Source organism: Leeuwenhoekiella obamensis, from assembly GCF_055391795.1.
Window position 1 is genome coordinate 3,316,616 of the sequence record NZ_AP029251.1, and the last position, 23,240, is coordinate 3,339,855.

The 23,240-nt window shown below is 39.6% G+C and carries 15 protein-coding genes; 4 read left to right on the plus strand and 11 right to left on the minus strand.

Translation table 11 applies throughout. The features are described from left to right. Positions 1-42 precede the first annotated feature (42 nt). A complete protein-coding gene (locus tag ACZ5L8_RS14725; protein WP_464438420.1) occupies positions 43-1,806 on the plus strand; it encodes a 1-deoxy-D-xylulose-5-phosphate synthase in 1,764 nt (587 codons plus the stop codon). Between the two features lie 48 nt (positions 1,807-1,854). Here ACZ5L8_RS14725 and ACZ5L8_RS14730 read toward each other — a convergent pair whose 3' ends face one another. Both ACZ5L8_RS14730 and dgt read right to left on the minus strand, forming a co-directional pair. Beyond that, on the minus strand, positions 1,855-4,527 hold the full coding sequence (locus tag ACZ5L8_RS14730) for a T9SS-dependent M36 family metallopeptidase (RefSeq protein ID WP_464438421.1): 2,673 nt from the start codon (positions 4,525-4,527) through the stop codon (positions 1,855-1,857). A gap of 120 nt (positions 4,528-4,647) precedes the next feature. Then, complete coding sequence (gene dgt, locus ACZ5L8_RS14735; RefSeq protein WP_464440970.1) at positions 4,648-5,976, minus strand: dGTP triphosphohydrolase; 1,329 nt, start codon at positions 5,974-5,976, stop codon at positions 4,648-4,650. Positions 5,977-6,162: 186 nt separating this feature from the next. Between dgt and ACZ5L8_RS14740 the strand changes: the two genes are divergently transcribed. Continuing rightward, positions 6,163-8,943: a TonB-dependent receptor gene (locus tag ACZ5L8_RS14740; RefSeq protein ID WP_464438422.1), complete on the plus strand. Its 2,781-nt coding sequence runs from the start codon at positions 6,163-6,165 to the stop codon at positions 8,941-8,943. A gap of 42 nt (positions 8,944-8,985) precedes the next feature. Continuing rightward, positions 8,986-10,209: a multidrug transporter gene (locus tag ACZ5L8_RS14745; RefSeq protein WP_464438423.1), complete on the plus strand. Its 1,224-nt coding sequence runs from the start codon at positions 8,986-8,988 to the stop codon at positions 10,207-10,209. A gap of 127 nt (positions 10,210-10,336) precedes the next feature. Here ACZ5L8_RS14745 and aspS read toward each other — a convergent pair whose 3' ends face one another. After that, a complete protein-coding gene (gene aspS, locus ACZ5L8_RS14750) occupies positions 10,337-12,085 on the minus strand; it encodes an aspartate--tRNA ligase (protein ID WP_464438424.1) in 1,749 nt (582 codons plus the stop codon). 130 nt (positions 12,086-12,215) lie between these two features. Between aspS and ACZ5L8_RS14755 the strand changes: the two genes are divergently transcribed. Beyond that, positions 12,216-12,815, plus strand: coding sequence for a hypothetical protein (locus ACZ5L8_RS14755; protein ID WP_464438425.1), 600 nt, complete (start codon positions 12,216-12,218; stop codon positions 12,813-12,815). 74 nt (positions 12,816-12,889) lie between these two features. On the opposite strand, the gene ACZ5L8_RS14760 is transcribed toward ACZ5L8_RS14755, so the two are convergent. The 8 genes from ACZ5L8_RS14760 to ACZ5L8_RS14795 form a co-directional block, all read right to left on the minus strand. Continuing rightward, on the minus strand, positions 12,890-13,609 hold the full coding sequence (locus ACZ5L8_RS14760) for a gluconate 2-dehydrogenase subunit 3 family protein (RefSeq protein ID WP_464438426.1): 720 nt from the start codon (positions 13,607-13,609) through the stop codon (positions 12,890-12,892). Between the two features lie 5 nt (positions 13,610-13,614). Continuing rightward, the gene (locus tag ACZ5L8_RS14765) at positions 13,615-15,336 is read right to left on the minus strand and encodes a GMC family oxidoreductase (protein WP_464438427.1); all 1,722 of its coding nucleotides are present in this window, start codon (positions 15,334-15,336) and stop codon (positions 13,615-13,617) included. Between the two features lie 222 nt (positions 15,337-15,558). Further along, the gene (locus tag ACZ5L8_RS14770; protein WP_464438428.1) at positions 15,559-19,056 is read right to left on the minus strand and encodes an efflux RND transporter permease subunit; all 3,498 of its coding nucleotides are present in this window, start codon (positions 19,054-19,056) and stop codon (positions 15,559-15,561) included. Positions 19,057-19,058: 2 nt separating this feature from the next. Beyond that, positions 19,059-20,231 (minus strand): efflux RND transporter periplasmic adaptor subunit, encoded by a 1,173-nt coding sequence (locus ACZ5L8_RS14775; protein WP_464438429.1) that lies wholly within the window; start codon positions 20,229-20,231, stop codon positions 19,059-19,061. Positions 20,232-20,244: 13 nt separating this feature from the next. After that, entirely contained in the window at positions 20,245-21,621 is a 1,377-nt protein-coding gene (locus ACZ5L8_RS14780) for a TolC family protein (protein WP_464440971.1), read from the minus strand. Beyond that, the gene (locus ACZ5L8_RS14785) at positions 21,614-22,219 is read right to left on the minus strand and encodes a TetR/AcrR family transcriptional regulator (RefSeq protein ID WP_464438430.1); all 606 of its coding nucleotides are present in this window, start codon (positions 22,217-22,219) and stop codon (positions 21,614-21,616) included. The genes ACZ5L8_RS14780 and ACZ5L8_RS14785 overlap by 8 nt, the downstream gene beginning before the upstream one ends. Positions 22,220-22,332: 113 nt before the next feature. Next, positions 22,333-22,662 carry a hypothetical protein gene (locus ACZ5L8_RS14790; RefSeq protein WP_464438431.1) on the minus strand — a complete coding sequence of 110 codons (330 nt, stop codon included), beginning with the start codon at positions 22,660-22,662 and terminating at the stop codon, positions 22,333-22,335. Positions 22,663-22,672: 10 nt separating this feature from the next. Then, a complete protein-coding gene (locus ACZ5L8_RS14795) occupies positions 22,673-23,230 on the minus strand; it encodes an RNA polymerase sigma factor (RefSeq protein ID WP_464438433.1) in 558 nt (185 codons plus the stop codon). Between the last annotated feature and the right edge of the window lie 10 nt (positions 23,231-23,240).

Here is a 23,240-nt window from a genome sequence, read left to right on the forward strand (position 1 = left end):
TCCCGCTGCGCTGCGGGCTGGTTTAAAGCATAAATTTGACGTATGGCATCCAGACTTCTTGATACTATTAATGACCCGGCAGACTTTAGAGATTTTTCTCTAGAGCAACTGCAACAACTTAGTGAAGAATTAAGAAGATTTATCATTGATATTGTTGCGGTAAAAGAAGGTCATCTTGGAGCAAGTCTGGGTGTTGTAGAGCTTACGATCGCGCTGCATTATGTGTATAAAACTCCGCTAGATAAACTAATCTGGGATGTTGGCCATCAAGCGTATGGTCATAAGATCTTAACGGGTAGAAGAGATGTTTTTGAGACGAATCGTCAACTGGATGGAATTAGCGGTTTTCCTCGCAGAGCAGAAAGTGATTATGATGCCTTTGGTACAGGGCACAGCAGTACATCGATCTCTGCTGCGCTGGGTATGGCGATCGCAGCAAAGCTTACAGGAGATGAAAATAGGCAACATGTTGCGGTAATTGGTGATGCTTCAATTGCAAGTGGGATGGCCTTTGAAGGGTTAAATCACGCGGGAGTAACTGATGCGAATTTGCTGGTTATTCTCAATGACAATGCGATAGGTATTGATCCCAGCGTGGGAGCCTTAAAAAGATATTTGACGAATGTCAAAACAGGAAATCAGCGAGATGAGAATCTTTTTGAAGCGCTTAATTTTAAATATTTTGGTCCCGTAGATGGTCATGATCTAGAGAAGTTGATCGAGGTTTTAAATACCATGAAAAAGATTAAAGGACCTAAGTTTCTTCATGTAATTACCACAAAAGGAAAGGGCTTAAAACAAGCCGAAAAAGATCAAGTAAAATATCATGCTCCCGGTAAATTTGATGCCATAACTGGCGAAACGTTGCCAAAATCCACTGCTTTACAGCCACCAAAATTTCAGGATGTTTTTGGGCAAACCATAGTAGAGCTTGGGCTAAAAAATAAAAAGATCATAGGTATCACGCCGGCGATGCCTACAGGTAGTTCTCTTAAGTATATGATGGAGCAATTACCAGACAGAGCATTTGATGTTGGGATTGCCGAGCAACATGCGGTTACGCTTTCGGCTGGTATGGCAGCTGAAGGATTTGTAGTCTTTTGTAATATATATTCTACTTTTTTGCAGCGAGCTTACGATCAAGTGATCCATGATGTGGCTTTGCAAAATCTGCCTATTATATTTTGTTTAGATAGAGCTGGTCTTGTGGGCCAGGACGGTGCCACGCACCACGGAGTTTTTGATCTGGCTTATCTTAATTGTATTCCAAACATTGCGATTTATGCTCCACGTGACGAAGTCACTTTGCGCAATATCATGTTTACTGCGCAAAACGGACTTAACGGTCCACTTGCTATTCGTTATCCGCGGGGAAGAGGTGATTTAATAGATTGGGAGAAACCATTTGAGAAAACCCTTTTTGGCAAAGCTGAAATTTTGAAAAAAGGAAAAGACATTGCCATTCTCACAACCGGTAAGATCACTGATCTGGCATTAGAAGTTGCAGAAGAATTTGATGGAGTAGGGGTGTTTTATTTTGGTTTTGTCAAACCATTGGACGAAGATATGTTACTTCAAATATTCGATCAGTATACAAACATCATCACCATAGAAGATGGCGCTGAGGTAGGTGGTTTTGGCAGTAATGTGGTTTGCTTTGCAGCGAAAAAAGGATACAAAGAATCCATACAAATTATGGGAATTCCGGATAACTTCATAGAGCATGGCACGACAGAAGAACTCCACACCATCGCCGGTATAGATAGAAATGCTTTAGAGCAAAAGATTAGCGCATTAAGAAACTAAAGAGAGCGGCCAATTAGCCGCTCTCTTTTATCTGTTATTATTTATATACTATTGAATAAGTAATTTCTCGGTTTGAGAAACTTGGTCATTTTTGATCTCTAGGATATAAACACCTTTAGAAAGTGAACCTACATTAAGTTCTATATTTCCTTCTAGCGTTTTTGTTTCTTGATATACTCTTCTTCCATTAAGGTCATAAAGAGTTAATTCTCCATCTCCAAAACTACGGTTAAGAGAAACTCTAAATAATCCGTTGTTTGGGTTAGGGTAAACTTTAAAAGCGCCTTGAGTTTGTACATTTTTAACTCCTAGCACACATTCTCCTTGAAATTCTTCTGGGATGTCAAAAGCTTCTTTTTGATCTCTTCTTTTTAAAGGATCTCCTTGATCTGCGCTAAGTCCAAGACCTCTTTTGGCGAAAGCCTTCCAGATAAAACATTTGTGTTTACCACCATAAAGAAGATCGTCTGCAGCAAGAATGGCGTCGCGACCGTCTACAAAACCAGGCTGACAAGGTTGCATCTTCATACCTTGCATCACAAGTTGAAGCGCAATATTGTTGCCGCCATTACCTTCGTAGAAATCAGGGTCAAAGCCATAAACATCAATTAATGACCAGGTCATTTCCCATAACATTTCTGCCCAGATAGAACCTACACCGTGTGGTGCAGAGATTTTAATGTCATTGTTAGTGTCTTTATAAGTTAGCGGATTGATTGCTATATCTGTAGTATAAGGTTCAGGTCTTATTCCATTTCCGTCAGTTCCTTCGCCTATTACGTAAGTTCCATAACCCCTTGGGTCTTCTGCAGAATCGTTAGCTGTCATAGTGAGAATCAAGCCGATATAATCAGACCAACCTTCACCCATTTGTTCCGTGTAGGTACTGCCTACACAATCACCATCGGTATCACGTTCTGTACATGCGATAAGACAATCTGCCTGATCTGGCCCGCCAGTAAATCTATTTGACACTCCATGGCCATACTCATGAGCTATAATACCATTGTCTAAGGAGCCATCTTTTTGATATGGTCCATTAAAAGCTAAAGAAGCATTAATAACTTCATTTCCAAGTAATGCATTTATAACTGGAGTTCCATCTGAAAGTGATATCATTATTGAAGGTATATTTATTCCTTCATCTACACCTCCCATTACAATAGGTTCTCCCTCAACATTGTTAACTACAATTACAGCAAGTGCTCCATTTGCTTGAGCTTTGCTAACTTTTGACGTGAAGTCGCAGGAACCACGTCGCACTACGGCTATCTTACCATTAAGATCATTACCATTTGTCAGCGGGTCACAAGCATCATAAGAGTCAGTAGACGAACCTGAATTATCATCTTTCATAAGAGCTAAATCACCTGAAATGGGTTGATCTGTAAGACTCGGCCCGAAAGTTGCTTCGGTAGCTCCATATTGTCCGGCTAAAGAATTAGGACTGTTGATTGTCAATAATTTTCCAGCAGGACCTGTAGCAGACCATAAAAACATACGCATTACTCCGCTTACTCCATCTACATCAGTAGCGAAGGTTGCGTTGTTAAGTCCAGAATCATCTTGACCTAAAGCGAAAACAAAATCATCATCACCTATAGGATTATCTTCATCGTCTACACGACCTCTACCGTAGTTATTTGTTTGAAAATTACCGCTTTGTTCATCAAAGCCATAGTGGTAGAGAATGTCATGAACTTTATTGTTCATATAAAATAGATTCGTAAGAGAAGCATCTAAGTAATCTATAGGGCGAGAATCTAAATTAAGATCGAAATCAAAATTTAAATTTGTACCACCTTCAGCAAAATATAGGTCTTCAGTTTCTGAGTCATAAAGAATAGAGTATACATTATTACCACTTGTGTCTGTCCATTCTGCGCCAGGAGCTCCATCTATATCATGCCACCCAAAAGGTGATGCAAGATCATCCTGTGGTTCTACAACTAGTGAACGTGACCCATGATTCGGGCTTTCTAAAGGTAGTGCAAAAACTCTATATTGCTCTCCTGCTAGGGCTGACGAAGCATTTGAGTTTTGAAGATTTAAGTCAAAATGATCATGATTGTGCCCTGTATGATTTGATCTAGAAAATGGATTTTCATCAAAGTTGCATGAAAGTACTAGGTCATTGATCGTGAGTATTTCTCCTGATTTAGCATCCACATTTACACTCCACCAGTGTAGATCAGACTTTTCATAAATGGTTACATGCCAAGACAACTTTAAACCATCTTCTGTATTGACATAAAGTAATCGCGCCGGGATATTCTTAGAAGAGATATTACCTTTAGACAAAAGATAATCCTTACCCTCTGCGGCTACGATTTGTATAGTTCCAGTAGCACCAAGATCAAATCGTTTAGCAGCTTTTTCAACTGCGGTTTGAGGATCGATATTGGGTTGTTCTGCACTTCTGGATTTTAAATTTTTTACAAACCTATCTGCCGCATAGATCACTTTACCATCTTTAATAGCAAAGCTGCTTATCGCATTGTAGATCTCAATACCATTTAACGTCTGCTTTGCGTATACAGTAGCATAATCTTTTTTCTTCTCAGCAAAAGTTGACAGTACATATTCTGGAGAAGTAGTGCCCGTAAACTTCTTCTGATTTGCACTAATGTAAGCCTCAATTGCCGCTTCATAATTTTGCGCTTGTAGCGTAAAAGAGGTGAGGCTCAAGGCCAAAAGAAATAGAATGTAATATTTTTTCATAGAATAAATTTTGGGTGAAGTTTGATAAACCCACAAAGGCACCTATGATTTTATGAAAAAAGTAAACTTAAAGGGGTTTCAAACGGCCTAAATTTATCGATTTTCAAATAAAGTTGACGATTAAATTAAGTTAATACCCTTAATTTTTCTGAACAATCTCAACGCTTGCCCATCTGTCATAAGAGCAACCTCTGTACATATTTCTACGAGATTATCGTAGAGATGGTTTTCTTCTTTTGGTTTAGAGCCAAATAACTTTGTGAGCAAATGACTATAATGACTGTCTTCATCAAGAACAGAACATTTTGCTTTAAGCAAAGTCGCCATGATCTCATACCCTGCAATTTCCTTTTCTATCACTTCATGACTTTCATAAATACGTTCTATGCTTAGCTTGATGATGTCGTCTATCTGAGCTGAAAATGTGCTTTTATCTAATAAAGAAGATGAGAATTCGCCTTTTAAGATATCTTCTTCATGCGTCATGAAAATTTCAACAGCTTCTCGTATCAAAGTGTTGATCGCCAGTGCGCGTAAGTAGCCTATGCGCTCTGGAGTGGTGGTGAGGCTAGAATATTTTGCTTTGTCTATTGTCTTGCCCACGAGTTTTACCAGATATTCTAAAGCAAACTCTTCTTCAATAAGTCCCATGTTTATACCATCTTCAAAATCAATGATGGTATAGCAAATATCATCTGCAGCTTCTACAAGAAAGGTAAGCGGATGTCTGCAATATGCAATGTCTTCTTTTGCTCCTCTTTTTATCAAGCCAAGCTCTTCTGCCACTTCCGTGAAAAAGTCTTTCTCACTTTGAAAAAAGCCATATTTCTTATCGGCAATGTGTGGCGTGGGTTTGTGCGGTAAAGATTCTTTAGGGTATTTTGTAAAAGCTCCTAAGGTCGCATACGATAAGCGTATTCCGCCTTCTGCGCCTGGCCGGCTTTTTGTAAGGATCCTGAAACCATTAGCGTTACCTTCAAATTTGATGAGGTCTTGGTATTCTTTTGGCGAAAGCCTGTCTTTAAACCTTTTTCCTGCACCGCTTTTAAAAAATTCGCCTATTGCTTTTTCGCCACTGTGGCCAAAGGGTGGATTACCTATATCATGCGCCAGTGCCGCCGCCGCGACGATCGCTCCAAAGTCATTTACCTGATGCCCATGCACCTTCTGAAGGTGCGGGTATTTCTTGAGGATCTGCGTTCCTGCAAGTCTGCCTAGCGACCTTCCCACAACCGAAACTTCAAGGCTGTGTGTAAGACGTGTGTGCACAAAGTCTGTTTTAGAAAGCGGGATCACCTGCGTTTTATCTTGCAGACTTCTAAAAGCTGATGAGAAGATCACGCGATCATAATCTACTTCAAAACCTAGACGAGTTTCGTCTTGCTCATTTCTTAATCGCTTGGTTTGATCTCCAAATTTCTTTAGCGAAAGCAATTGCTCCCAGTGCATCATAGCTGTAATTTTTTCAGTTTGCAAGATACGTTATTTGAAAAGTAGGTGAAGAGCTTAACGCTAGTTTTGAGCACTAGCGGTGTTAACGTTTAGGTAACACAAACGTAAACCTTGTTTAATCCTGAGGTAACAATGGCTTTACAGGCGCGCCGTTATTTTGCCCTCGACTAATTAAAGCTAGTAATGAGGAAAATTTATCTATTATCACTTGTATTACTTACTGTAGTATTCTCGGGATTTTCTCAAGATAAGGGAAAGATCGTAGGAGTACTTAGTGACAATGAAGTGAATAATGAGCCCCTGCCATTCGCAACGGTTCAACTTAAAGGTACTACTAAAGGAGCAACTACAGACTTTGACGGTCTTTACTCTATAGACAATGTAGATCCAGGATCATATACTGTGATCTTTAGTTTTGTGGGTTATGAAACTCTAGAAGTTCCTAATGTTACTGTAGAAGCAGGTAAAGTTACAGAGATCAATACAGGTCTTAGTGCTGCCGCTGCTGCGCTAGATGAGGTTGTAATTACAACTACAGTATCTAGAGAGTCTGAGGTTGCATTATTACTTGAGCAGAAGAACGCAACTTCTATCACAGAGGCGATAGGTGCACAAGAGCTTTCGCGAAAAGGTGTAAGCAACGCTGCCGCTGCTATCGCAAAAATAAGTGGTGTTTCTAAACAAAACAGTGGTTCTGGAAACGTATATGTACGTGGTTTAGGTGACCGTTACTTAAACACAACCTTAAACGGACTAACACTTCCTTCAAACAATATCGAGAAAAAGAATATTGATTTAGATCTTTTTCCATCTGATGTAATACAGAATGTAGCTGTAAGTAAAGCATACAGTTCTAAATTCTATGGAGACTTTGCAGCAAGTAACATTGATGTAACTCCTAAAGATTATAAAGGAAGAGGTTATCTTGAAGCAGAACTTGGTTCTGGAATTAACACAAGAGCTGCTGGTCAAAACTTCATGCGTAGTGAGGGTACTGGATACTTTGGTTTCTACAACAGATACGCACACCATCCATTTGCAGTTATTCTTTCTCACCCTGTAGATCCAGTAGATGGTGGTACACCTATCAACATAAACGGAACTATCTCTGGTGGTAAGTCTTTTGACTTTAAAGATGATAGTCGACTTAGTGTTTTCGCGACAGCGTCATTCACAAATGGTTTTGAATACAGAAGAGGTTCTGCGGTAGATTATACAACTACGGTTAAGCAACGTTTTGACGATGTAGAAGAGTTTGAATACTCAACTACAACTACTGCGATGACAAACTTTATCTATAGAAATGGTAATCACAAGATCAATTTTACCAGCTTGTTTATCAATAGTTCTAATGATGAGGTTGGTGATTATGGTATTGACGGTATGGGTCAAAACCGTGATGCGATTCGCGATACAGATAAAGGTTTCTTTGTAAGAAACATACTTTTTGAAGAAGATTTAATTTTTGTGAATCAGCTTTCTGGTTTACATCAATTTGATGACAACTGGACACTTGATTGGGGTGTGGGTTATAACAAGGTTTTTGCTCACCAGCCAGATAGAAAGCGTTTCACGTTAGAGCGTTATGATCTTGCTTTAGACAATGATGCAAGTACAAGCCCTACTTTTTATAACAACACAAACTTTGATAACCAGAGATATTTTCAGGATATCGAAGATGAAGAACTTAACAGCCGTTTAAATGTTGAGTATAAAGCTTCAGAGAATTTTAAATTCAGCTTTGGTTATAACGGTCGTTACAAAGAGCGTTATTTTGAGAACACTCGTTATGGTTATGATTTGCTTTCGCCAAATACAGAAGTGCAAGATATCAATAATCTAAACAGCATTTTTAATGTTGACAACCTAGGTGTTGTTTATGATACATTCGTTTTTAACGAAATTCCTGATGCAGGTATAGGCCAGCGTAACGTTCCTGGTACTTACGAGAATCAATATACAGGTAACTTAAGAATTCATGCAGGTTACATCAATGCAGAGATCGTTACGGGTAAGTGGTTATTTGTTCCTGGTTTCCGTATGGAGTCTTACGATCAATCTATCTCTTATGATGTGATAAACCTTGTAAATGACGATGGTTTTGCATCTTCTTATGAGAACTTCTATTTACCTAGTCTTAACGTTAAGTATGCGCTTAATGATGATATGAACTTAAGGTTCTCTGCATCTAAGACAGTTTCTTTCCCAGAATTTAAAGAGGTTGCGCCGTTTGTTTATGAAGACGTAACAACTCGTGTGGGTGGTAACTCTGATCTTCTTGAAGATCCTGCAGTTTCAAAAATTTATAACGTAGACCTGAAATGGGAGTGGTTTGTAACTAAGGGAGAATTGATCTCTGTAGCTGGTTTTGCAAAACAGATCAACGATCCTATTAACAAAGTGATCGCTAACGATGCAACTGGTACTCAGCGTTACTTTAGAACGGGAGATAAAGCAAATGTATATGGTGTTGAGCTAGAAGTAAGAAAGAATTTACTTCTTGATGAAGATGACAACTCTGAGCTTTCAGCAGGTGTTAATGCTACTTACATGTATACTAATCAAGATCTAAAGAGCTCTAATGGTTTGTACTCTTCAACATTAAGCGGAGAAGAGCAATTACAAGGTGCATCTCCTTTCTTGATCAACGCAGACATAAACTGGAGCCCAGCAAAATTTGAGAACTGGACGCCTAACGCTAGTTTGATCTACTCATATTTCGCAGATCGTATCGATGCACTTGGTTCTGGTCAACTAGGTAACATCGTAGAAACCGGTGTTAGCACGCTAGACTTTATCTGGAAAAACCAGTTAGGTGAAGCTTGGGAGCTAAACTTAAGCGCAAAGAATCTACTAGATCCTACAATTCAATACGTAAGAGAAGGAACATCAGAAGGTGATGTTGCAATCTCTAAATATCAAAGAGGTATAGACTTAGGTCTTGCCGTGAAATACAAATTCTAATTATCAATTCTGAACAAAAATTAATTTAATACTCAAAACACGATGAAGACTAATTATCTATTCTTAAGCTTAGCAATTGTGGCAATGTTGTTTGCCTCTTGTGAAGCTGATGACACTGCTGAGATTGTGATTAACAATACAGATAATAGTGTTGACAACAGCGTAGTAAACAATAACCCTAATAATAGTGGTGAAGACGATGAGACTGGTAAAGATGTAACTCTTGCTGGTACTTATACTGATAATGTTGTACTTAGACCACAAGATAACAACATGCTTACTGGTGCTATGATCATGGCTCCTGGAACAAAGCTTACTATCCCTGCAGGTACTACTATCGTAGCTGATGCAAGTGGTGCTTCTGTTTATATCGCTATTTCTCAAGGTGCAACTATTGATGCTCAAGGTGAGGCTAACGCTCCTATCGTAATGACTTCAGGTGCTAGTGCTCCTGCTGCTGGTGACTGGGGAGGTCTTATCGTTCTAGGTCGTGCTCCTATAAACTCTACTTCTGGTGGTGCAACTTCTACTTCAGAGATAGGCGGTCTTCCTTACGGTGGTAATGACGATGCTGATTTTTCTGGAATTATCACTTACACTCGTGTTGAGTATGGTGGTGGTGCTGCTGATGGTCAGTCAGAAAACAACGGTTTCTCTTTCTACGGTGTAGGTAGCGGTACTACTGTAAACCACATTCAAACATACATCGGTGCTGATGATGGTGTTGAATTCTTCGGTGGTACAGTAAACGTAGCTTACCTTTCTGTAGTAGGTGCTCAAGATGACTCTATCGACTGGACTGAAGGTTGGTCTGGTAGCGTAAACTATGCTTATGTTAAGCATATGGAGTCTCATGACAAAGCTGTGGAAGCTGATGGTTTCAACACAGATATAGGTAACAACTCTAACCCAACTTATTTCTCAATGCCAGAGATCTCTAACGCTACATTCATAGGATTTAATGCAGCTGACGATAGTAGCGAAGCTGTACGTCTACGTGCAGGAACTCGCGGTATCTTCACTAACATCTACATCCAGGATTTCTACGAAGGTTTTGATCTTGATGGTGACAGTGGTGATAGCCCAACTGGTCAAGGTGTTGTAGATGGTGATCTTAACGTTACTGGTGTAAACTTTGTAAACGTTACTACTAAACTTAAAAATGATACAGGAGTAACTTTCGACGAAGGTGATTTCATCCTTTCAGAAGGTGATTATGATGGTACAGCTGCATACGCTACTTGGGGTGCAGGTTGGACTAAATAATATTCCATATTACTATTAGCCATAAATTACTCCCATTCTTAATTGAGTGGGAGTTTTTTTGGCTTTAAGCCAAAAGAAAAACCCGGACATCTGCCCGGGTTTCTTGTGTTGTATAACTACTGAAATCTTAAAGCGTAACCTTAAGATTTAGCTCTTTTAATTGTGCATCATCAATAGTTGCCGGCGCATCGATCATCACGTCACGACCTGCATTGTTCTTAGGGAATGCGATAAAATCACGAATGGTTTCTTGACCGCCAAGGATCGCAACCAGTCTATCAAGACCAAAGGCAAGACCACCGTGTGGAGGAGCACCATATTTAAACGCCTCCATCAAGAAGCCAAACTGTGCCTGCGCTTCTTCTTTTGTAAAACCTAGATGGTCAAACATTGTAGACTGCGTCTCGCTGTCAAAGATCCTGATAGATCCACCGCCTATTTCGTTACCATTTAATACAAGGTCGTACGCGTTTGCTTTTACCGCGCCAGGATCTGTATTAAGCATTTCTAGTTGACCAGGTTTTGGCGAAGTGAACGGGTGGTGCATTGCATGGTATCTTTCAGTTTCTTCGTCCCATTCTAGAAGCGGGAAATCTATAACCCAAAGTGGAGCAAACTCATCTGCTTTTCTCAAGCCAAGACGCTCTCCCATTTCCATACGTAGTGCGCTAAGTTGCGCTCTTGTTTTTTGGCTTTCGCCAGAAAGAACACAGATCAGATCACCAGGTTTAGCACCGGTTTTCTCAGCCCATTTTGCAAGGTCATCTTGATCATAAAATTTATCTACAGAAGATTTATAAGAACCATCTTCGTTACATTTTACATAAACCATCCCAAGCGCTCCCACTTGTGGGCGCTTCACCCAGTGGATCAATTTATCGATCTCTTTGCGAGTATATTTGCCACCGCCAGGTACTGCAATACCTACTACAAGCTCTGCGCTATTAAATACATTAAAGTCTTTGTGCTGGGCAACTTCGTTAAGCTCGCCAAACTCCATCCCAAAACGAATATCAGGCTTGTCGTTACCATATTTGGCCATAGCCTCATCATAGGTCATTCTTGGGAACTTCTCGATCTCAACGCCGTTAACTTCCTTAAGCAGGTGCTTTGTAAGTCCTTCAAAAGTGTCAAGAATATCTTCTTGTTCTACAAACGCCATCTCGCAGTCAATTTGCGTGAATTCTGGCTGGCGGTCTGCTCTAAGATCTTCGTCTCTAAAGCATTTTACGATCTGGAAGTATTTATCCATACCGCCTACCATAAGCAATTGCTTAAAGGTTTGTGGCGATTGAGGCAATGCGTAGAATTGTCCTTCGTTCATGCGGCTAGGCACAACAAAATCACGAGCACCTTCTGGTGTAGATTTTATTAAATACGGAGTTTCAACTTCAATAAATCCTTGCTCAGAAAGATAATTACGCACAGCGATAGAAACCTTGTGACGGAAGATCAATTTCTCCTTAACAGGATTTCGACGAATGTCTAGATAGCGATATTTCATTCTTAGATCTTCGCCACCATCAGTATCATTCTCAATGGTAAAAGGAGGTGTTTTTGAGTCGTTTAGAACTTTAAGTTCTTTTACAAGGATCTCGATATCACCAGTTGGGATCTTAGCATTTTTTGATTCGCGCTCAATAACTTCACCTTCTACTTGTATCACGAATTCTCTACCAAGTTCACGCGCTTTATCCATCACTTCTTTTGGCGTACGCTCTTCATCAAAAATAAGTTGCGTGATGCCATAGCGATCTCTAAGGTCAACCCATATCATAAAACCTTTATCTCTGGATTTTTGCACCCAGCCAGATAAGGTTACTGTTTCTCCAATATTTTCAGCCCTTAAGGCTCCATTGTTGTGTGATCTGTACATTGCTTATAAATAAGAGGTGCAAATTTAAGAAGTTAAGCGGGCTTAGCGCATAGCGGCGTTAAAATATTTGATGCAGGAGAGAAATTCGATAATTTTATAAAGAATGCATTTAATCACTTAAATGTCAGCTATGAAAGGAATTGTGAGATTGTTGCCCATATTAATTATGTTCTTTGTTCTTCAGTCGTGTGAGAATGAGCCTTATATTTTAGATAGAACTACAGATGATATACCGCCTGATTATGTGGAAGGTGACGTGTCAACCGGTAATGATCAGGACGAGGTGCAAACAGATCTCATCATTAATACTTGGAGCCTTGAATATTTAAATCTTAAGAATGCGACGGCTTCTGCAAATATTGGTGGACAGCCGGTAACTGCTTATGTCGCAGGTCTTGGAAATGAATTTTTCTATTTACTTAAACTTAAGGAAAATGGAGATTTCACCTCTGAAGGTAATTTTAATCTCACATTGCAAACCACGTTTATAGGGCAAAGTTATGAGGAAGTAATTCCCATTGTTGCGGCAGATTTTTTATCTAGCGGTAGTTATTCTTTTGATGAAGAATCTTTGTTTTTAGTTGTAGATAATGCTACGCTTAACGCGAAAATCACGCTGCTAGACAGTGAGAATCTGCATCTAGAAATACCTATTGATAGAATTGAAACCATCGACGGAATGGAAGTGCGCATTGTAGGCAAAGCAGAACTCCATTTTATAAGGGTATAAAATAAAAAACACCCAGCAATGCCGGGTGTTTCCTTTTCGCTTTAAGCGAAATAAAATCTAATATGATCTACAGATTAAGTGATAAGGTTACCCTCATCATCCCACTCTGCCTGAATACCAGCTTTACTGTGATCTACACATTTTGCGATCCACTCTTCATCATACGCTACGCCATGCTGATCTAGCACGTCTTGCGGCACACCATCCCAAGTGTTAGGTTGGTTACCTTTATAGCCTATTTCTTCGATACCGATCTTTGAAGTGTAAAATCCAGTCATTGTAAGGTTTCTTACTAATGAGAACCAGTTTACTTCAAATGGGCGCTCGTTTTGTGGAGTTTTAGGATCATAAAAAGCGATCTCATCAAGAATTGCTTTTTGCTCATCCTCAGAAGCTGCGATGAATTCTTTGTTGAACTCAGCGTTTGCTTTATGATCTATCCACATTAAACCACCACGCAAAGGTCCTTGCATTTCAGGAATGTCTTTAGACATAAATTCTATGAACGGCACAACCTCTGCATCTGATGCGCTTTTAAACTCATCACTTGCAGGAAGGATAAGGTCACAAAGTACAGTAAGCGTTTCTAGTTCATGCTCATTAAAGAATTGCTCGCTATTAAGCTCTTCAATTTTTGCATTCTCTAGTGGCGTGCGCCATTCTTTAGACTCAGCAGTTGCTGTAGCTACTTCTTCAGCTTCTATGGGAGTGCCATCTGGTTTACAACCATACATGGCAAGACCTCCTGCAAAAGAAGCTAATACCATTGATCTAATACTCTCTCTTCTATCCATGGTACTTATATATTTTGTTGTTTTAATTGCTCAACGATGTGCTCTGAAGCTCTCCAAGAAAGTGCAAGGATCGTCCAGGTACAGTTTTTATCAGCTTGTGAAACAAATGGTCCTGCATCTACAACATAAACATTATCTACGTCGTGAAGCTGGTTAAATTTGTTTGTCACAGAAGTCTTAGCATCGTCACCCATACGAGTGGTTCCTACCTCGTGGATAATTCTACCTGGCGCGTGTAGACCGTAGTCTATATCTTTTCCTGGCTTTTCGCCCAAAGGAATACCGCCCATATTTACAAGGATTTCCTCAAAAGTATCTTGCATGTGCTTCGCCTGATTGCGCTCTAGATCTGACCACTTGTAGTTGAATTTTAACACCGGAATACCAAATTGGTCTACAGTATTAGGATCGATCTCACAGTAGTTTTCTTTTCTAGCGATAGACTCACCACGACCACTCATACCTACAACGGCACCGTAGTATTTCTTAGCGTCGCTACGAAGGATATCTCCATATCCACCCGCATTTGTGCCAAAGAACTGGTTAAAGTCATTCACATTAAATCCAAAACCGTAGCTAGGCATACCCATACCACCCCAAACTTCAATGTGATACCCACGAGGGAAATCTAGTTTAGAGTTGTCGCCCCACCATGGTGAGTAAACGTGCATACCACCCACACCATCTTCGTTATAAGAAACCTTACGGTTCATAAGATCTGGGATGAAGCCCATACGGTCAGCTCCAGTAGAATCGTGTAGATATTTACCTACTAAGTTGCTGCTGTTTCCTAAACCATTAGGGTGTTGCTTGCTTTTTGAGTTTAAAAGAATTCTAGCAGAGCTACATGCTGAAGCTCCTAAGATCACAACCTTACCTTTAAGTTTGTATTCTTTTCTATCTTCTTTGTTGATGTAAGATACACCAGTTGCTTTACCTTCATCATTTGTTGTAACTGTACGAACTACACAGTTTACAAATAGGTCAACTTGACCGCGGCTCTTTTGTGCCGGGAATACAAGACATGTACCTGCAGAGAAATCTGCATATGCCATACATGCTCTAGAGCATTGACCACAGTAAAAACAAACCCCTCTGTCATTGTTGATCTTCTTAGTCAACATAGACATTCTTGATGGGTAAACCGGGATGTTAGACTTCTTAGCTCCTTTTATGTAAAATAGCTCGTGAAGACGTGGCTTTGGTGGAGGAAGGAAGAATCCATCAGGATCATTAGCAAGACCTTCATTAGTCCCAAAGACCCCGATCATCTTATCTACCTTATCGTAATATGGTTTAACATCGTCATAACTGATAGGCCAGTTATCACCATATCCATCTATATCTTTATGCTTAAAATCATGAGGCCCGAAACGTAAAGAGATCCTTCCCCAGTGGTTTGTACGACCACCTAACATGTGAGATCTAAACCAGTCAAATTTAGTTCCCTCTGCGTGTGTATAAGGTTCTCCTTCAATTTCCCATCCGCCGTAAGCTGAATCAAAATCACCAAAAGGACGTGAGGTGCTTGCACCGCGTCGCTCTGATTCATAAGGCCAGCGTAATTGTGTTCTTTGTTCGGGATCTGCGGGGTCAAAAAATGGTCCTGCTTCTACCACAGCGACTTTAAGACCGGCGTCAGCTAAAACTTTTGTGGCCATACCACCACCCGCTCCAGAGCCTACAATTATGGCGTCATAGAACGTTGAGTCTTCAATAATTTGCATTTAATTCTGAATTATTTGGCGCTATATTTTGATTTCCTTAAATATCGCGCATTTTAGAGTGGGTAATTTAAAGATTTTTAGAATACGTTAAGACTTTTTATTAAATCGATTTACTCCAAATTATGCACATTTCTATAATTTAAAATCATTCTAAAAAAGAAACGCCCGAAGTGATCCAGGCGTTTTACTTTTCTCCGAAAGGAGATAAAATCAATAACTATTTTATTCTTGAGCTTGCTCTCTTAACGCTTTGCGCTCTAGTTTTTCTTGCTCTTTGCGTTTGCTTCTATTTCTTAATCTGATCTTGATCCTATTTACTAGATAGAACATTGCAGGAACGATCACTAAGGTAAGGAAGGTTGCGAAGATCAGACCGTAAATTACCGTCCATGCAAGTGGGCCCCAGAAGATCACGTTGTCACCACCTAGGTAAATTCCTGGGTCATAATCTGTGAAGAGTCCGAAGAAATCTATGTTAAGACCAATTGCCAGAGGAATAAGTCCTAATACGGTTGTGATCGCTGTAAGTAGTACAGGTCTTAAACGTGATCTACCACCGGCAACAACCGTGTCATAATATTCTTCTCTGGTAAGATGATCTTCTTCATCCATACCCATTTCTTCCTTCTTACGATCTATCAAGATCTGTGTGTAATCTATCAATACGATCGCGTTGTTTACTACAATACCGGCAAGCGAAATAATACCCATCATGGTCATGATGATCACAAAGTCGTCACCAAAGAAAACCATACCTAAGAATACACCTGCAAGACTCAATACAACCGCCGAAAGAATGATAATAGGTTTTGAGATCGAGTTAAACTGCGCTACAAGGATTAACAAGATTCCACCTACGGCGATACCAAGTGCCATAAGTAAGAAATTCATGTTAGATTCTTGCTCTTCTTGCTCACCTGTAAATGAGTAAGAAAGACCATCTGGCATCTCATAACCGCTTAATTCTTGCTTCACATTTTGCACAACCTCGTTAGGGTTATAGGCGTTCAAGACGTTAGAATAAAGAGTGATCACACGTTTAAGATCCTTACGCTTAATTGCGCTAAAGGTTGACTGTGTTTCTTTTTCGGTCAATGCCGAAATAGGAACTTGGATAAGTTGACCAGAATTGTTTCTAAACGTAATAGGCTGATTGAACAATACATCTTCATTATATCTGTATTTGTCATCAAAACGCACGTTGATCTCATAATCATCTTCACCTTCTTTGTACGTATCAGCTTCTTCACCATAAACAGATCTTCTTAATGTTTGACCTATTTGTGCTGTGCTTACGCCAAATTGACCCGCCTTTTGTCTATCTACCTTAACGGCAAGTTCGCTTTTCGCACGGTTTACATCGATCTTTAACTCTTCAATACCGCCTATGCCACGATCCTCAATGAAGGTTCTCATGCGTTGTGCCTCAGCAAGCATTTGAGCATAATCTTCACCTTGGATCTCGATGTTAACTGGGTAGCCTACAGGAGGTCCAGCAGCATCTTTTTCAACAATGATAGAAGCTCCTGGGAAACCTTTTACAGCTTCTCGCACTTCACTAAGAACGTCGCTACTTTTTACTCCGTTACGCTCTTTGTAATCGCGCATGGATAAAGTGACTTTTCCTTTGTGAGGCATCTCGTTGCTCTGGCCACCATCTGTTTGTGGGTTACCGGCTCCCTGACCTACTTGTGAGATAGCACTTTCAACCATGTAGTTGTAACCATCTTCATTTTCATATTTCTTGATGGCTTCAAAAATGCGTTGCTCAACCTGTTTAGTCAGTTCGTTTGTTTTTTCAATATCAGTACCTTCAGGATATTCTATGTATGTGATGATCTGGTTTGGTTCATTTTCTGGGAAGAAAAGAACATCTGGCTGTGCGATCCCCACAAGCATGAATGATAGAATAAGAATTCCTAAGGTTCCGAAAATAAAGAAGTAAATCCTCTTTCCGCGCAAAGCGTACTTCAAGAAAGCTTCGTAAATATCCTCAAGCTTTTTAAGCGACTTGTATTGGAAATATTCTACTGCACCAGCGATAAAATATTTGTAGATCCATAACATTATAGCAAAGAAAATAAGCAGGTTACCCATACCTCTAAATCCTGCCATATCGCCTGCAAATCCTGCGATAAGAAGCAATGCTCCTACACCTGCAAGAATGGCGCTAGTGCGTATTAGGCGCTTTCGCGAAAGCGGCTCTTCTTCAGTCTCCATGTACTTAGACGTAAGCATAGAGTTAATGATCAATGCCACAAAAAGTGATGAACCTAACACGATAGAAAGTGTGATAGGGAAGTAGATCATGAATTTACCTATCGTACCCGGCCATAATCCTAATGGGAAGAATGCGGCAAGCGTTGTCGCTGTTGAAGCGATAATAGGCCATGCGATCTCACCCATACCTTGTTTTGCGGCTTTGATACGCGGCATACCTTGCGCCATAAGCGTGTAGACGTTCTCTACAACCACAATACCATTATCTACAAGCATACCCAGACCCATTACAAGTCCAAAGAGTACCATGGTGTTTAATGTAAATCCTAGTCCTGATAGAATAAATAACGACAGGAACATAGAAAGCGGAATCGCAAATCCTACAAATAATGCATTACGGAATCCTAAGAAGAACATCAATACAAGTACTACTAGGATCACCCCAAAGATGATGTTGTTTACAAGATCATCTACTTGATTTTCTGTTTTGATAGATTGATCGTTTGTCAACGAAATGTGGAGCGTCTCTGGGTAATAATTTGCTTCTTCTTCAGCTACTATCTTCTTGATAGATTCTACCGCCTCGATCATGTTTTTACCACCACGCTTTTTAACATCAAGCATTACCACAGGCTCGCCATATTCGCGTGCATAAGTAGTAGGATCTTTTTCTTTAAATCTAATATCTGCGATATCTTTAAGAAAAATGTTACCACCGTCACGTTTTACCACGACATCTTGTAACTCCTGCGGATTGTCGATCTCTCCTAAAACCCTGATGTTTTTTCTAAGTCCGTCTGTGATCACGTTACCACCAGAGATGGTTAAGTTCTCTGAACGAATTGCATTGATGATATTATCAAAACTCACCTTTGAGGCGCTCATTCTATAAATATCAACAGCGATCTCAACTTCCATTTCTTCAGCACCACGTATGGTAGCTTCTTTAATTTGAGGAAGCAATTCTATTTTATCCTGTAGATGTTCTGCATAATCCTTAAGCTGCTGAACTTTGTAATCACCAGTAAGGTTAATGTTTAAAATAGGAGCTTCTTCAGAGAAATTGAGGTCAAAGACATTAGGCTCTACTTTTGCGCCATTGTCTAGCGTAGGCCATGTGGTTGCAGCTTTAACAAGGTCTACCTTGTCTTTTACTTTGGCTTTAGCCACATCAACATCAACATCTTCTTCAAATTCTACGATCACAATAGAGTAATCTTGAACCGTGGTGGAAGTGATCTCTTTGTAACCGCTAATGTCTTTAAATTCTTCTTCTAGCGGCTCTGTGATAAACTTCTCTACATCTTCTGCAGCATTACCAGGATTTACAGAACTTACGTAAATCTTAGTTTCTACAATTTCTGGAAAAGCTTCTCTAGGCATGGTATAGTATGCAGCAAGACCACCCACAAGAAGTATGGCCATGATGACATAAACCGTCATCCTGCTATCTATCGCCCATGAAGAGAGCTTAAATTCTTTATAATTATTCTTTGCCATGGTTAGTTGTTATCTGAGTCTTTGGCACGTATTTTTTGATCTTGACGTAGTGCACGAGCACCATCAAGAATTAAGATCTCTCCGTCTTTAAGACCTTCTGTAATTTCTACATCATCACCTTGTGACATTCCTGTTTTAAGAACAACTTGTTTTGCAACTCCAGTTGTATCTGTCTTACTATCATAGATGAATGCGATGTTATCGCCAGCAGCATTCTGCTGAATCACATTTTGAGGGATCACGATAGCATTTTGTGCAGTGTAGTCGTTGATCTTAACGGTTGCGATAAGATTAGGTTTTACCTTGTTGTCAGGATTAGGGATGCCAACCTTAACATTAAAGGTTCTATTGTCTGGATTAACAAAGTTTCCTACTTGTTTGATCTGCCCTTCATAAGATTCGCCTATTGAGCTAATGTCTACAAGTACATCTGTACCTTTATTTACTTTACCTAAGTATGATTCTGGGATCGATGCATTAACATACATGTCGCTAAGATTCACTAAACGAATTACCGCAGTTTGTCCTGGCGTTACAACCTGACCTTGCTCTGCAATAATATCATCAACTACACCAGAGAATGGAGCAGTGATCACTGTTTTGCCTAGTTGACTTTTCATCTGGTTTACAGAAGCCTGTGAAGCATCATAGTTTGTTTTTGCTTCCAGATATTGAATCTCAGAACCTATCTTTTGATCCCAAAGTCTCTTTTGACGTTCGTATGTTGTCTTTGCTAAAGAAGCCTGTGCTTCAAGTTGAGCAAGTTGACTTCCTAGTCCGCCATCATCAATCTTAGCAAGGCGTTGCCCTTTGCTCACGCGTTGTCCTTCTTCAACATACACAGCCGTAAGCACACCGCTATATTCTGGATAGATTATGATATTCTCATCAGTCTCTACATTACCCTGAACTTCTATATAATGTTTAAAGGTTGTATCTTCAATTGTTGTTGTGGTAACAAGAGAAGCGCGTTTACCTACTTCTTTTTTCTCGATCTCTTTTGTAAGTTTCTCAATGTCTGCTTTGATCGCGTTTTGCTCATTAGTAAGTTCAGATTTCTTTGCACGCATAGCATCTACGCTACCATTTGCAATGATCCCATCTACTGAATCTTCCTTACCGCCACAGGCGACAAGAAGTGAGCCTACAAGAGCTAGTGTTATTATTTTTTTCATGGGTGTGTGACTTTTATTTCTGGTATTCTTCTGGTTGATATTTACTTGTGTCTAGCACTTTTTCAAGCGCTGCTTTGTTGCTTATTACATCTAGCATGGCTTGCAGATAATCGCTTTGTGCCTGGTAGAGTTGACTTTGAGCTTCGCTTAGTTCAAAACTTGTTGCGATACCTTCAAAGAATTTGATCTGATTCTTATTTTCAATACGCTCTGCTAGATTGAGATTCTTTTTCTGATTCTCGAGATTGTCTAATGCAAATTTGTAATCATTTTTCGCGGAAGCGATCTGAAGTTTTACCCTGTTGCGAGTCTCTTCTAGCTGCTCTAGCGACTGCTGATAAGCGATCTTCTTCTGAGCTGTACGAGCGCTGCGCATACCGCTACTAAAGATTGGGATGTTTAGGCTTACGCCCAAAATACTTGACTGGAAGTACTCCTGATCACTATCAAGAAAAGAGAACTCGTTGCTGTTTCCTTGAAAGCCATAATTCACAAATCCGGTTAATGAAGGAAGCGCTTTAGCCTTTTCTAACTTCACTTGAATTTCTGCTTGATTGGCTTGATCTTCTGCAATGCGATAATCAATATTATCTTCTACCGCGATTTGTTGTTGAAGAATACCAAGGTCATAATACTGCATTGAAAGATCTTCTAAAGAATCTGTGATCATCACCTCATTCTCTAGCGGAATTCCTAAAGTTACCTTTAGCATATCTAGCGCAATAGCTTCTTGTCTCTTTGCATTGTTAAGATTAGTCTCAAGGCCTAAAAGTGTGATCTGTAATTGCTCAACATCTTCTTCTTCTGCAAGACCATTATCAAAGATCTTCTGTGTATCATCTAGATTCTTAGTAAGTGTAGTAACGTTTTTCTGTAAAATGTCTACACTCTCGCGAGCAAGTAAAACATTGCCATAAGCATCTATGATGGCTTGCTTAACCTCCTGATCAGACTTTACTTTTGCGTTCTCACTTATTTGAAGCAATGTTCTGGCGCTTTGTACACCTACAATATAGCTTCCGTCAAAAATGATCTGATTCCATGTGCCGGTTGCATTTACATTTTGTTTTGTACCAAAGGTCACAGGAACAAATGTACCAGGCGCACCGCCAGCGATCTCACCAGGAATAAGAGTTACCGGTTGTTTCAGGTAATTTTGATAATCTATCTTACCGCTAATTTGTGGTAACCCTTGTGCGATGATCTCCCATTTTTGCTTTAGCGCAATAGCGATATCTCTACTAGAGTTTTTTGCCGAATAGTTGTTTTCCAGACCGTAGACTATGGCTTCTTCTAAAGAGAAGGTGTAGTTCTGGGTTGTGGTTTCCTGTGCTTTTGTTGAGTAGGCCAGAAGCACTAGCATCAGGAAGAGTGATATGTTTTTAATCATTATTTTCATCAATGTGCTGTTTAAGAATCTTTTCTCCTTCTGGAGTTACAATAGCGCGCAAGTGATATTCTACAAATTCGTCCATGGTGGTAACCGGTGTAAACTCATTAGTAGGGAATAAAGTAGTGTCTTTAATGGCTGCGATACCGCCAAAATAAAAACGAGCGATATATTCTGGTTTTATGCTTTCGCGAAAAAGCCCCTGATCAATACCCTTTTTTAAATTTTCAGTAACACAAACCATCATGGTTTCTAACTTCTGACCATGCATCTTTTCATGCACATCAGGATAATACTTGCAAAGCTGAAACTCTGGCGAGGACTGCTCGTCTTTGAGTAATTTTCTTACAAAGTCTTTTATGACATATATTTCTTCAATAGGGTTAAGGTTTCTAGATCGTATTTCATCAATTCCCTTAGAAATTGACTCAAAAACATTAATTGCCACAGCTTCTACTAAAGCAGATTTTGTGGGGTAGTGTGCATACACTGTTTTTTTAGACATCCCAAGTTCTGTAGCGATATCATCCATGGTAACGCTCTTAAAACCATATTGCAGGAACATCTCTGTTGCTTTATTTAATAAAGTTTCTTCCATAATTTGGCGCAAAAGTAAATCATGGAAACTTTAAAAACAATAAAAGTTTCCAAAGTTTCACAATTATTTAATGTTGCATAATGGAGAATTATCTAAGTGCTATTCTTAATTGATCAATGCTTGCAAAATCCTTGTTTGTCAAAGCGTTGCTTCCACATTTCTTTAAAGCGCTGTTGTTCTTCTGGAGTCATGTTTTTCATCTTGTCAAAGAATTTTTTCTTGCGCATGTGCTCACCGCGCTTTCTAAAACCGTGAAATCCGCCAAAAAGGATCTTGCTCAAAACAAGAATTCCCATCGCTTGCCAGTAGGTGATCGCATTAAGACCTGTGGCATCTATTAAACATGAGTTCCATAGCCACTTAACAATTGCGCTAATAATAAAGAGCAGCGCTACTGGGATTAGAAAAAGCAACTTCCTTTTTCCTTTCATTTTTTGTCTCATAATATTGTAATTAAATGTTTTCTAGATCATCATAAAGCTGAGCAAGACGCATGCGCAGATGTTTTACTGCATAATGTTTGCGGCTTATGATGGTTTTTAAATTTTCGTTTTGATTGTCAGCGATCTCTTGTAGTGTTTTGTCTTCTATTTCATTTAAAATGAAAACTACGCGCTGTTTTTCTGGCAATTCATCAAGCGCGGTTTTCATCTCGTTCCATATCTCTTCTTGGAAGAATTTTAACTCCGGACTTTCTTCATGATCTAGCAGGAGTAATTCTTTAATAGAGAAACTGTCTTCTTCATCCTCGTAGACAAAGTCTTCAAGATTTGCTGTTTTTTTCTTGCGGTAACTGTCTGTGATCTTATTGCGTGTAACTCTATACAGCCAGCCGCCCACGTTTACTATTTGAGAAATGTTTGTGAGGTTACTAAACTGGTACCATACTTCTTGTAAAATATCCTCAGCATCTTCATCATTATTCACCTTAGGTTGTATGAAAGAGCGCAAACGCTCTCCATAATCTACAACCGCTTGCGAAATCATGTTATCTTTTTCCTGATCGGACATTTTTAAAGCT